Here is an 11,990-nt window from a genome sequence, read left to right as displayed (position 1 = left end):
TCAATTGGCGGTGAAACGGCTGGTTTCGTCGTCGACCATGTCCATGGCGATGCGCCGTGCCCGGAGTGCGGCCCGGTCGGCCTTGACGTTGAGGTCGCGTCGGCGTGCGCCGGGTTCATCGAGCCGTCGCTGAATCGTCTCCAGGATGGCTGCATCGCGAACGGCCCACTCGTGGAACATGATTCGCAGGTACTCGGTGACGGTGTCCTCGGCGCCGGCGTAATTGCGGGCCATCTGCAGGAAGACGTGCGTCGAGCCCGGCGATTCGGGCGTGAACCCGTGAATGCGCAAGAGCCCGTACGATTCTCCGTCTTCGAGTTCGATGGCGTAGTGCTGCGCGTGCAGGGCCGGCGACACAAAAGTCCCCTCTTCGCGGCGGGTGGCAACCGACTCTTCCGGCAACCCGGTGACCGCGGATTCCCACGGCGCCAGTCGGCTCGGGGGCGTCGACCGGGTGTACGCCACCGACCGTTCGGAGATCTCGACCTCGTTGAGCGGCGGCAGTTGCTGAATGTCGGGCGGAACGACCTCGGGATGCGTCACGAACACATCGGTCAGATCGAGGTAATGCTCGTGCAGCAGCAGGTAATTCGCCTCCACCCGCAGTACCTCGGTGGAGCTGGTCCACCCGGAACCGTCCAGGTACCACGGCACGCGCGGGGGCGGACGCAGAGCCGCGGCCCGCGGCTCTCCGAGCCAGATCCAGACGAACGGGGCGGTCTCGATAACCGGATACGACGCGACCTTGGCGCCGGGCGGCACGTTCTCCTGCGACGGCACGGCGGCCAGACAGCCGTCGGGCTCGTAGCTGAGGCCGTGATAGCCGCAGACCAGACGGTCGCCGTCGAGCCGGCCCTCCGAAAGCGGATACGCACGGTGCGCGCAGCGGTCCTCGAGGGCCACCACCTCACCGGACGTGCGGCGATACAGCACCACGTGCTTGCCGAGCAGACGGCGGGCCAGCAGCCCGTCGCCGACCTCGTCGCTGAGTGCGGCCACGTACCAGCAGTTCAACGGATAGTTGGTTCTCATAGGTCGAGCACCAGCCTTTCGGACCGGGAGCGCGAGACGCAGATCATGATGGTTTGGTTGGCGGCCTTCTCCGAGTCGGTGAGTACCGAGTCGCGGTGGTCGCCGTCGCCGGCGATGATTTCGCATTCACAAGTGCCGCAGACGCCTTCCATGCACGACCCCAGCACGTCGAGGCCGGCTTCCTCGGCGACGTCGTAGATCGTCTTGTCCGACGGCACGGTCAGCGTGATGCCGGACCGCTGGCATTCGACCTCGAACGTGTCGAGTGCGTCCGACGGCGCTTCGACGGTCTTGGCCGAAAAGCGCTCGAGGTGCAGGCTGCCGTCGGGCCATGCCGCGCAACCCTTCTCGACCGCGTCCAGCAGACCCTCGGGCCCGCAGCAGTAGACCAGCGTGTTCGCCTGCGGAGCCGCCAACACCGCCGCCAGCTTTGTCCGGAAAGCATCGCCTTCCTCGTCGCGCGCACAGATGGTGACGCGGTCGCCGAAGCGGTCCAGCGCCTGCAGGTACGCCATCGACGAGCGGGCGCTGCCGCCGTAGATCAGCTGCCAGTCGGCGCCGGTGGCCTCGGCGGCCTCGATCATCGGGAGCATCGGCGTGATGCCGATCCCGCCCGCGACGAACTGGTAGCGCGGCGAGTTCACGAGCGCGAAGTGGTTGCGCGGCCCGCGCACCCGCACCGTGGTGCCTTCGTGCAGCTTGTCGTGGACGAACTGCGAGCCACCGCGGCTGTTCGGGTCCAGCAGGATGCCCACCTGCCACTCTGTGCGGCTGGCGGTGCTGCCGCACAGGGAGTACTGGCGCGTCAGTGACGGCGTCATGACGAGATCGATGTGAGCGCCGGGGGTCCACTCAGGCAGGTCGGCGCCCGAGGGGTCGGCGAGGGTCAGCGTGACTACACCGTCCGCGGACTGCTCGCGCCGGCGCACCTCGAGGTCGACCTCGACTTCCCGGTATGCGGCGTTGTTCATGGGTACGAAAGCTATTCACCGGGGCGGTTCGGATCGACGTCTCGCGACGACCAACTCTCGGGGCGTTTCCGGAGCGTCGTTGTCCTGCGGCGACAAAGCCCGATTTGCAGCAACTTCAGCGCCCGGTGATCTACCGTCGTTTCATGCCGGAAAGACGCGTCGACGAGGCTGCTGTCGTCGCGCGCGCAGCGGAGGTGATCGGCGCGCTCGACGGAAAGCTGAACGACATCACGCAGTCGATCCAGAAGATCCTCCTCACCGAGATTGCCGAGCTCAGCGAGGACGCGCAACTGATGGATTTGCAAGCGCACACCGTCGCAGCCAATGTCGAAACTGTCTTCGCCTCCATTCGGCACCGAATTCCGATCGAGGACGTCGAACCGCCGACGGAGTCGCTCGAACATGCGCGGCGGATGGCGCAGCGCGGCGTGCCCGCAAATGCGATGGTGCGCGCCTACCGGCTGGGGCACCAGGAAGTGCTGAACTTCGTACTCGACGAGATCGCGGCCTCCGACCTGGACCCGCGGTGGAGTCTGGAGGTGTTCAAGTACTTCCAGACGGTGTCGTTCGGCTACATCGACTGGATTTCGCAGCAGATCCTCACCACCTACCAGCAGGAGTACGACCGGTGGGTGGAAAACCGCAACAGCATGCGGGCGCAGCGGGTTCGCGCCATTCTCACCGCCGCCAGCGGTGATGTCGACGAGTTCACCGAAGAAATCCGCTACCCGCTGCGGCGCGTGCATCTGGCGCTGGCGCTGTGGTACCCCGCCGGCAACAGCGGCGACGAGCTCGTCCGCATGGAGCGTTTCGCCAACCACCTCGCCACGTCGCTGGGCACCCATGAGCCGCCGCTGTTCCTGTCGGTCGACCACCTGACCGCCTGGGTCTGGCTGCCGCTGTCGGCGCGGGGCGCGGGGGGTGCATCGGACCGGATCCGTGAATTCGCTGCGACACAACAGGATTCGCCATGCATCGCGCTGGGAAATCCGTTGCCAGGCATCGAGGGGTTCCGGCGTTCGCATGAGCAGGCGGTAGATGCCCGCGCGGTGGCGGTGGTGTCGGGCTCGGTGGAACGTCGCATCATCGCGGCGAGCGACCCGGGTCTGCCCGTCGCGACGCTGCTCGGAGACAACGTCGGCGCGGTCGGCGCGTGGGTGGCCGAAATCCTGGGTCCGCTCGCGAGCGACACCGAGAACGACGAACGGCTGCGCGAGACGTTGCGGGTATTCCTGCGGACAGGCTCGAGTTTCAAGGCGGCCGCCGACGAAATGCACCTGCATTCGAATTCGATCAAGTACCGGGTGAACCGCGCGATCAGTCGCCGGGGCACTCCCATTGTCGACGACCGCATCGAGGTCGAGGTCGCATTGCTGTTGTGCCACTGGTTCGGGCAGGCAGTTCTGAACTGACAATTCGTGGCGGCGGGCCATTTGTGGACCGTCGACAACGCACGCCCTGCGTGCTGTACGAACTTTGGCTGTTTGCGACGTAGTTCGCTTGCCGTGCCGTGAGTAGCTTTTGGATCACTGCGAAACGCATGTCAGCGAGCCGGTCCTTTGGATAATTACTCGCACAGTCCGACGGAGGCGAATTATGGGCGATGATCCAAAGTCCGATGAGCGCGGTCAAGAGGAGAGCGGTAATCCCTTGGGGGCCATCGTCGATCCGCTCACCAAGCTGGGCATCGACACCGCGCGTGACATCGCCGCCGCTGTGCAATCGACCCGGGCCGCCGCGGGCGATCTGTTCAAGGTCGTCAATATTCTGAGCCGGCTGCCCGGACGCGAGGCACGTCCGGAGCCGGCCGACGACACCGTAGATATTGACGATGACGACGAAAATGCCGCTGCCCCAACCGCTGTGCTGCCTGTCGAGAACCCAGGAATCCTCGGCGGCCTGAAGCGCGCGGCCGTCACCCCGGTGCGACGGGTAATGGGCGGCCCTGGGGACGCCGGCAAGATAAAGTCCGATCATCGCGACGGTGACAAGAAGGCCGCGAAACACGACAACGACGCCGACCTCCGCCGGCACGGCGACGAACTGATCGCGAAGTCGCAGAAGCCGACACATAAACCGGCGCACCGGCATCCGGCATTCGAGCAAATCCTCAGCGAACTGGCGCCCGACGAAGTTCGGATGCTGCGCTTCCTGGCTGTTGCGGGTGTCCAGCCGTCCATCGACATCCGGACCAAGACGATGTTCCAGGTCGGTTCGGAGCGGCTCGTCAGCGGCGTCAACATGATCGCAGACATGGCCGGCTGCCGTTGGCCGGAGGCCGACCAGCGCTATCTCGCAAATTTGAATCGTCTTGGCCTGGTGCGATTTTCGTCAGAGCCGGTGGCCGACTACCGGCGCTATGCGCTCCTCGAGGTGCAACCGCGGGCGCTCGAGGTGGCCGAGGTGATACCCAAGACGATCAGCGTGTACCGCAGCATCTATCTGTCGGAATTCGGCGAACAGTTCTGCGAGGTCTGCATCGACACCGACGGCTACAACGCCGGCGGATGGGCCACCGATGAGCGTGGCGACAAGATCATCGGCAACGGCCCGCCCAACCCCGCCGCACATAGGAACATTCCATGACAACGCTCGCCGCCGGTCCCTTTCTTGATTGGGAGGAGCTCACCGGACAATCGAAATTCATCGTCGACATCATCAGCGTGCCGATCTTCAGCGCGATCGCCGGCTTGATCACCAACTGGACCGGCGTCATCATGTTGTTCGCGCCCGTGCGGTTCACCGGGTTCTATGTGCCGGGCCTGAAACGGATATTTCCCTTTCTGCCACGCAAGGTCCAGATTCTGCCCACCTTCGCGCCCAACGGAATTCTGGGTTTTCAGGGATTCATTCCCTGTCGCGCCGAGAAGATGGCCAGCCTCATCGTCGACACCTCCATAGCCCGGATCGGCAAGATCTCGGACTTCTATGAACAGCTCAATCCCGACAAACTCGCCAAAGCCATTGCGGTGGCGGCCAGACCGGATATCGGCCGGTTGACCACCGAGATCATCGAAGCCCGGCATCCGCAGATGTGGCGGTCTCTTCCGCAGCCGTTGAAAGACGAGGTGCTGCAGACCGTCGACGCCGAGTTGCCGACCATTTCGAAGCGCGCCTTCGCCAAGATCGGCGAGAACATCGACCAGCTGCTCAACGTCAAGCTGATGACCGTCAACTTCCTGCGCCGCAACCCAGAAGTGTTGCGGGACATCATCAAAGGCATGGCGGTGCCCGAACTGCGGTTCATGGTGCGCATCGGCGCGCTGGGCTTCCCCTTCGGTGTGCTGCTCGCCCTGTGGCTGTCGCTGATCTACTACTCCAGCGATGAGGCGCGCGAACACGCTGCGGCCCATGGCGGTTTCGCCATCCACCTGTCGGGAGTCCTCGACTCGATCCTGCACTTCCTGCCGACGTGGCTGTGGGTCCTGGGCGGTGCCGCGGTGATCGGCATCATCGTCAACATCATCGCGATCAAGGTGGTGTTCGAGCCCGGCGAACCGCAGCCCCGCTACAAATACCTTTGGAAGCAAGGGCTTTTCGCACGGCGTCAGCACCAGGCTGCCCACGAACTCGCCACGATGCTGTCGCTGCAGGTCCTCACGGTCAAGAACTTCGCGCACGAATTACTGAACGGTGCCAGCGCCGACAAGACCCGCGCGCTGATCCAGACCGCGGTCGGCGAAGAGGCCGAGCGCATCCTGGGTCCGTACCTGGTCGTCGCCCGGAACTCGTTCGGTGTCGTCGACGTCGAAGGGCTGCAACGCGGCGCCGGCGACAAGCTGGTCGATTTCGCCCCGAGCGTCCTCTACGACCCCGGGTTCAACAAGACCCAGGCCAAGAAGATCGAGACGTTCGCGACAGAGAAGTTCCGGGCGCTGCCGCCCGACAAGTTCGGCGAGATGCTGTACTCGGCCATCGAGCAGGACGCCTGGCTGCTGTACGCCCACGGTGGACTCCTGGGCATCCTCGTCGGTGCCGTCCACATCCTCATCTTCGGAGCGTGACCGCCATGACCACCTATTCCAGAATCATCGTCGGCACCGACGGGTCCGACGAGGCGACCGACGCGGTCAGCGTCGCCGGTGTGGTGGCGGCTGCCCTCGGCGCGCCGGTCACCGTCGTCACGGCCTGGAAGCCCAGCGTTTCGGTGCCAGGGGGACGGGAACAACCGTGGGCGGACCTCACGGCAGAGGGCGCCGATGTCGATCTCACCGCGTTGGGGGTCGCGGTGATCGAGAAGATTCCGGTGAAGGGCAGTGCGTTCGACGCATTGGTCGACGCCGCGGCCCAGTCGGAGCGCCCGCTGATCGTCGTCGGTGCGGCAGGCCTCGGCCAGACCGCCAGCCGCTTGTGGGGGAGTACCTCGAACGAGCTGTCGCACCACAGTCCCGTGGACGTCCTCTTCGTGCGCAAGCCGGTCGCGGCAATACAGACGATCGCGCTGGCCACCGACGGCTCCGAAACCTCGGTGCGCGCCGTTCGTGCCGGCTACGACCTGGCGGCCGCACTCGGTGCCCGGCCGACGCTCGTGACTGTCGCCGGCGACGCCGACGCGGCCGAGGAGACCCTGAACAACGTCGAAAGCCAGCTGGTAATCGCCGGCTCGTTGGAAAGGCATGCGCTGGTCGGCGACCCCGCCGACGTGCTCTCGGCCGCCGAATACGACCTCGTTGTGATCGGGAACCGTGGCATGGCGGGCTTCGCCCGGGTCCTCGGGTCCACGGCCAACACCATTACTCATCGAGCCACCTCCAACCTGCTCCTGGTCAACACCGGTAGTTAGAACGGTGCCGGGTCCGCGTCGGCGGCCATTTCTTGATCGAAGAATTCTTCGATGATGCGAACGTCGTTGAGGTACCGCTCTCGGTAGATGCGGTCGCCGCGCTCCTGAACTCGGGTGCGTTTGCGGGTGGGCATGCAGCGCCCCCGCCCTGGTTGTCCGGCCGGCGCTTCGGCCACATCCGGCACCCCGGTGGGTTGCCCCAACGCTGGGAACCAGTGCGCTCCTTCGGGTTTGGTGATGAAGGTGTGTCCGGTCGGGGCTGTCCACACCACGGTCCCGTCGGGGTATTGGTGGTCGGTCCAGTCGTGGAAAGTTTTCAGCAAGTGGTGAAATCGGCACAGGCACTTGAGGTTCGACGGATGCGTCGGCCCTGCCGGGTAGGGCACGGTGTGGTCGATGTCGCAGTCCTCGGCGGGCCGGTCGCAGTCGGGGAATCGGCAGGTGAGGTCTCGGCAGCGCACGAACTCCGCGAGCTTGGCCGAGGGCCGGTACCTGGCTTCGGCCGTATCGGGTGGGGTCTGCACCGGTCGCACCGACGCGCCGTCGGCGAGTTGCCGGACCTGCTGGGCAGGGATTTGTCCGTACCCCGGCAGATACCCTGCCGCCTCGGCGTCGGGATTGGTGATCACATGGATGACCGCTTTCGCGCCGAGTCCGGCAGTGCGTTCGGCGTCGTCGGCGGCCGGGCAGTGCCGTAGTCCGCAGTCGCAGCGCAGCCGGGCGCCGGTGGCCAACGCCTTGAGAGCGGCGGCGCGACGCTCATCATGGCTGCGCGGATCATCGGCGCAGACCCCGCGGGCCAGCGTGTCGAGCGCGGCGTCCACCACTGCGGCGGTCGCCGCGTCCAGCGCACCGCACACCGAGGCCGTCCCCGGGCCTGAGGCCCGGAAGTCCAGATAGCGCGCTTGCGACGGCGGTCGCGGGCCATGCACGGCCAATTCGTCGATACGGCCGATGATCGCGTCGATCCGTTGCTCCATCTTCGGTTTCGACAACCGGCCCCAGCGCACCATTTTCGCTGCCAGCTCGGCATCAACCTGGAGGGCCGCCTCGTCGTCGATGATCAGATCGGTGCGGGAGACGATCATGGCGATCAGTACCGCGTCGACCAGACCGCGCGCGTAGATCTCAGCGACTTTGGGGAGCCGCTCACGCAGCGTGACCGCTCGCTCGACCTGCGCGCGGGCCCGGCACCGCGATACTCCTAATGCCGCTGCGACCTCGACCACCAGGCCGGTGAATCCATCGATCACCCAGTGCTGTCTCTCCACATCGTCGTCGGGCGCTCGCAACGCGTACAGGTCCCCGATCGCCGTCAGTCGGCGGGCGCCGGCGGCGTTCTCTTCCCGCGTAGCAGCGGTGATCGCGTCGACCGCCGCGGCCGCGGCGGTCGCGAGCGCTCCTCGATTCGAACATGTGTGCGATTTTATACCGCGGGTGTGACACGTTGCGGCGGCGTCGAAACCTGCTCCAGGTGTCGGTCGAATGTGATTAGGGCAGCTAGCTGACGGCGGCGATTTTCTGTGCGATGCGCTTAGGTCACCTAATCTCGCTGGACTCCTTCCCCCTCCGCGCCCCCGGAATTGCGCAGCCTGGCTAAGCGTCGACGACGCCCACTTCTTCAGCCCACAGCGAGTTCGGTGAACCCGGCACTGCCCCACCCTTGAGCGCTAGCACTCGCGTGTATAGAGTGCTAGGTGGCACGCGGCCAACCGCGCTCCGGCACCCGCGACGACGGTGTGTGGCCAGGACGCTTGCCGAACAACCTGGCATCCGGGGATTGGCCCTGGATCGACATACCAACCAAGTGGAGGGCTTCCATCGTGGCAGTCAACATCAAGCCACTCGAGGACAAGATCCTCGTTCAGGCCAACGAGGCCGAGACCACGACCGCTTCCGGTCTGGTCATCCCTGACACCGCCAAGGAAAAGCCGCAGGAAGGCACCGTCGTCGCAGTTGGCCCCGGCCGCTGGGATGAGGACGGCGAGAAGCGGATCCCCCTGGACGTTGCCGAGGGCGACACCGTCATCTACAGCAAGTACGGCGGCACCGAGATCAAGTACAACGGCGAGGAGTACCTGATTCTCTCGGCCCGCGACGTGCTGGCTGTCGTTTCCAAGTAAGCATTCGTGTCCCGCCCCGGTCATCCCCGCATGCGCGGGTGATGTCCGGGGCGGTATGCGTATCAGCGAAAGGCTCTTATGAGCAAGCAGATTGAATTCAACGAAGCTGCGCGCCGGGCCATGGAAGCCGGTGTCGACAAGCTTGCCGACGCAGTCCGCGTCACCATCGGCCCGCGTGGCCGGAACGTCGTGCTGGCCAAGGCCTTTGGCGGCCCGCAGGTCACCAACGACGGCGTCACCATCGCCCGCGACATCGACCTGGAAGACCCGTTCGAGAACCTGGGTGCCCAGCTGGTCAAGTCCGTCGCGACCAAGACCAATGACGTCGCCGGCGACGGCACCACCACCGCCACCGTGCTGGCGCAGGCCATCGTGAAGGCCGGCCTGCGTAACGTCGCTGCCGGTGCCAACCCGATCGCGCTCGGCGCGGGCATCTCGAAGGCTGCAGACGCGGTGTCCGAGGCCCTGCTGGCCGCGGCCAAGCCGGTTTCCGACAAGACCGCCATCGCGCAGGTGGCCACCGTCTCCTCGCGCGACGAACTGATCGGCGAGCTGGTCGGCGAGGCCATGACCCGCGTCGGTACCGATGGCGTCGTCACCGTCGAGGAGTCCTCGACCCTGAACACCGAGCTCGATGTCACCGAGGGTGTCGGCTTCGACAAGGGCTTCCTGTCGGCGTACTTCGTCACCGACTTCGACGCCCAGGAAGCCGTCCTCGAGGACGCGCTGGTGCTGCTGCACCGCGACAAGATCAGCTCGCTGCCCGACCTGTTGCCGCTGCTGGAGAAGGTCGCCCAGGCCGGCAAGCCGCTGCTGATCATCGCCGAGGACATCGAGGGGGAGGCCCTGTCGACCCTGGTCGTCAATGCCATCCGCAAGACCCTCAAGGCCGTGGCGGTCAAGGCGCCGTTCTTCGGTGACCGCCGCAAGGCGTTCCTGGAGGACCTCGCCGTCGTCACCGGTGGCCAGGTCGTCAACCCGGACGTGGGCCTGGTCCTGCGCGACGCCGGCCTGGACGTGCTGGGCACCGCCCGACGCGTCGTGGTCAGCAAGGACAGCACCGTGATCGTCGACGGTGGCGGCACCGCCGAGGCCATCGACGGCCGCAAGGCGCAGCTGCGCAGCGAGATCGAGGCCTCGGACTCGGATTGGGACCGCGAGAAGCTCGAAGAGCGCCTCGCCAAGCTGGCCGGCGGCGTGGCCGTCATCAAGGTCGGCGCGGCCACCGAGACCGACCTGAAGAAGCGCAAGGAAGCCGTCGAGGACGCCGTCGCCGCCGCCAAGGCTGCGGTGGAAGAGGGCATCGTCACCGGTGGTGGCGCCGCTCTGGTCCAGGCTCGCACCGCTCTGGACAGCCTGCGTGGCTCGCTGACCGGCGACGAGCTGCTCGGCCTCGAGGTCTTCTCCTCGGCGCTGTCGGCCCCGCTGTACTGGATCGCCACCAACGCCGGCCTGGATGGCCCCGTCGTGGTGAACAAGGTGTCGGAGCTGCCCGTCGGCCACGGCTTCAACGCCGCGACGCTGACCTACGGTGACCTGCTGGCCGACGGTGTCGTCGACCCCGCCAAGGTGACCCGGTCCGCGGTGCTCAACGCCGCTTCGGTGGCCCGGATGATCCTGACGACCGAGACGGCCGTCGTGGAGAAGCCGGCTGAGGAAGCCGATCACGGGCACGGCCATCACGGCCACGCCCACTAAGTAGTTCCAACGAAGCACCCCCGGTCCCGAGGACCGGGGGTGTTCTCGTCTCACTTGAAGACAAGCCGTCTCTGCCCGAGGGCGGCGACGCCGTCATGCGCGAAACCTGCCCAGGTGGAACGCATCTCACGCCCCAGGTCTTCGTCAACGGTGCGCGGCTCGGGGCCGAGCATCGGTGCGTCCCGCCACGCGCCAACCGCGCCCAAAAGCAACGGAAGCTCGATGCAATGGCATGCGCCCAGCGGCGCTCCCGGTGGTGCCCAGTCGACGCGGAATGTCGCCGATCGTCCGCCCGCTCGCTCCCAGGTGCGCGCGAGATCGGTTGCCGGCCTGGCGAATTCGGTGCGCGTCAGGTTGCGCCCGATCAGCGCCGCGAGTGCGGCGCCAAGCGGTCCGAACCGTTGGACGCGGGCGCCGCGCGGATCCATCGCCACAAAAGGCCGACCGTCGTCGCGTGTGTAGCCGACGAGGATCTCGATATGTGCTGCCGCAGCAGCGATCTGCGACTCAAAGTGTTCAGCGGAAACCAGCGGAGCGTGACCGAGAATCGGCGCGAAGGCCATCATGCCGAGCCGGCCGAACCGCTGGGCGGCGGTCAATGCAGCAAGCTGTGCCGCGAGCAGTTGGTCGATGTCGGCTTCCATGGCCGGCACGTCCTTCAACGACGCCAGCGCCGCTTCGCGCATCGCCGCGGCCATCGCAGTGCGCTCGCGTGGCAGGCCGAGCGGAGCGCTCTGCAGGATGGCCCGGTCGAAAAGTCCCGCTGCTTCCGGGCACAACATCAGCGACAGAACGGAATCGCCGCCGGCGGATTGGCCGAACACCGTGACGCGGTGAGGATCGCCGCCGAACGCCGAGATGTGGTCGCGGACCCATTGCAGCGCGCAGATCTGGTCACGCAGCCCGAGGTTCTGCGTGTCCGGGTCGTGGATGTTCAAGTACCCGAAGATGCCGAGCCGGTAGGTGACGGTGACGACGACGACCTGCCCCTCGGTCACGAGTCTGTGCGGGTCGTACTTCGGGGATTCACCGCCGCCCGACACGTAGGCGCCGCCGTGGAACCAAACCATCACCGGCAGTCCGTCGGCATTCGTGGGTGCGGTGACGCTGAGAACTTGGCACTGCTCGCTGATCGTGAGGCCGTCGACCACGGGGCCGGTGACCGACTGCAGACGGGAGGGCAGTTGCGGACACGCAGGCCCGCGCTCGGTTGCGTCGACCACCACCGCGCCGGCGGAGACCAGTTCCGGGGCGGCGAACCGGTCGGCGCGGGCGTAGAGAATGCCGCGCGCGACGACCACGCCGTCGTCTTCGGTCGCCCGCAGGGTGGTGCCGTCGATGTCGATACGCCTGACCGCCATGAGGTCACGATATGAAAGGACC

Annotated in this window: 10 protein-coding genes; 6 read left to right on the top strand and 4 right to left on the bottom strand. The window is 66.3% G+C overall.

What is annotated here, in order from left to right; all coding sequences use genetic code 11:
• Both ACWW1C_RS22695 and ACWW1C_RS22690 read right to left on the bottom strand, forming a co-directional pair.
• Positions 1–1,032 carry a Rieske 2Fe-2S domain-containing protein gene (locus ACWW1C_RS22695; RefSeq protein ID WP_455980372.1) on the bottom strand — a complete coding sequence of 344 codons (1,032 nt, stop codon included), beginning with the start codon at positions 1,030–1,032 and terminating at the stop codon, positions 1–3.
• Entirely contained in the window at positions 1,029–2,003 is a 975-nt protein-coding gene (locus ACWW1C_RS22690) for a PDR/VanB family oxidoreductase (RefSeq protein ID WP_455980371.1), read from the bottom strand. Before ACWW1C_RS22690 ends, ACWW1C_RS22695 begins: the two co-directional genes overlap by 4 nt.
• Positions 2,004–2,146: 143 nt before the next feature.
• On the opposite strand from ACWW1C_RS22690, the gene ACWW1C_RS22685 reads away from it, so the two are divergent.
• The 4 genes from ACWW1C_RS22685 to ACWW1C_RS22670 all read left to right on the top strand — a co-directional run bounded on the left by ACWW1C_RS22685 (position 2,147) and on the right by ACWW1C_RS22670 (position 6,786).
• Positions 2,147–3,415, top strand: coding sequence for a PucR family transcriptional regulator (locus ACWW1C_RS22685; RefSeq protein ID WP_455980370.1), 1,269 nt, complete (start codon positions 2,147–2,149; stop codon positions 3,413–3,415).
• Between the two features lie 184 nt (positions 3,416–3,599).
• Positions 3,600–4,589, top strand: coding sequence for an Abi-alpha family protein (locus ACWW1C_RS22680; RefSeq protein WP_455980369.1), 990 nt, complete (start codon positions 3,600–3,602; stop codon positions 4,587–4,589).
• Positions 4,586–6,007: a hypothetical protein gene (locus ACWW1C_RS22675; RefSeq protein WP_455980368.1), complete on the top strand. Its 1,422-nt coding sequence runs from the start codon at positions 4,586–4,588 to the stop codon at positions 6,005–6,007. The genes ACWW1C_RS22680 and ACWW1C_RS22675 overlap by 4 nt, the downstream gene beginning before the upstream one ends.
• Positions 6,008–6,012: 5 nt before the next feature.
• Positions 6,013–6,786 (top strand): universal stress protein, encoded by a 774-nt coding sequence (locus ACWW1C_RS22670; RefSeq protein ID WP_455980367.1) that lies wholly within the window; start codon positions 6,013–6,015, stop codon positions 6,784–6,786.
• On the opposite strand, the gene ACWW1C_RS22665 is transcribed toward ACWW1C_RS22670, so the two are convergent.
• Complete coding sequence (locus ACWW1C_RS22665; RefSeq protein WP_455984397.1) at positions 6,783–8,216, bottom strand: DUF222 domain-containing protein; 1,434 nt, start codon at positions 8,214–8,216, stop codon at positions 6,783–6,785. The genes ACWW1C_RS22670 and ACWW1C_RS22665 overlap by 4 nt on opposite strands.
• A gap of 390 nt (positions 8,217–8,606) precedes the next feature.
• Between ACWW1C_RS22665 and groES the strand changes: the two genes are divergently transcribed.
• Both groES and groL read left to right on the top strand, forming a co-directional pair.
• Complete coding sequence (gene groES, locus ACWW1C_RS22660) at positions 8,607–8,909, top strand: co-chaperone GroES (RefSeq protein ID WP_029367666.1); 303 nt, start codon at positions 8,607–8,609, stop codon at positions 8,907–8,909.
• A gap of 78 nt (positions 8,910–8,987) precedes the next feature.
• Positions 8,988–10,607, top strand: a complete 1,620-nt coding sequence (groL, locus tag ACWW1C_RS22655; protein WP_455980366.1) for a chaperonin GroEL — start codon at positions 8,988–8,990, stop codon at positions 10,605–10,607.
• Between the two features lie 50 nt (positions 10,608–10,657).
• Here the strand turns inward: groL and ACWW1C_RS22650 are convergent, their stop codons facing one another.
• Positions 10,658–11,968: a carboxylesterase family protein gene (locus ACWW1C_RS22650; protein ID WP_455980365.1), complete on the bottom strand. Its 1,311-nt coding sequence runs from the start codon at positions 11,966–11,968 to the stop codon at positions 10,658–10,660.
• Positions 11,969–11,990 lie beyond the last annotated feature (22 nt).

This window comes from Mycobacterium sp. HM-7 (assembly GCF_053852335.1).
Note: the sequence above shows the minus strand (reverse complement) of the source record. Positions and strands in the feature narration are given on the sequence as shown.

Coding starts and splice junctions, on each gene's coding strand:
- groL (WP_455980366.1), top strand. CDS start 8,988: ATGAGCAAGCAGATTGAATTCAACGAAGCTGCGCGCCGGGCCATGGAA.
- ACWW1C_RS22685 (WP_455980370.1), top strand. CDS start 2,147: ATGCCGGAAAGACGCGTCGACGAGGCTGCTGTCGTCGCGCGCGCAGCG.
- ACWW1C_RS22695 (WP_455980372.1), bottom strand. CDS start 1,032: ATGAGAACCAACTATCCGTTGAACTGCTGGTACGTGGCCGCACTCAGC.
- ACWW1C_RS22675 (WP_455980368.1), top strand. CDS start 4,586: ATGACAACGCTCGCCGCCGGTCCCTTTCTTGATTGGGAGGAGCTCACC.
- ACWW1C_RS22680 (WP_455980369.1), top strand. CDS start 3,600: ATGGGCGATGATCCAAAGTCCGATGAGCGCGGTCAAGAGGAGAGCGGT.
- ACWW1C_RS22650 (WP_455980365.1), bottom strand. CDS start 11,968: ATGGCGGTCAGGCGTATCGACATCGACGGCACCACCCTGCGGGCGACC.
- ACWW1C_RS22670 (WP_455980367.1), top strand. CDS start 6,013: ATGACCACCTATTCCAGAATCATCGTCGGCACCGACGGGTCCGACGAG.
- ACWW1C_RS22690 (WP_455980371.1), bottom strand. CDS start 2,003: ATGAACAACGCCGCATACCGGGAAGTCGAGGTCGACCTCGAGGTGCGC.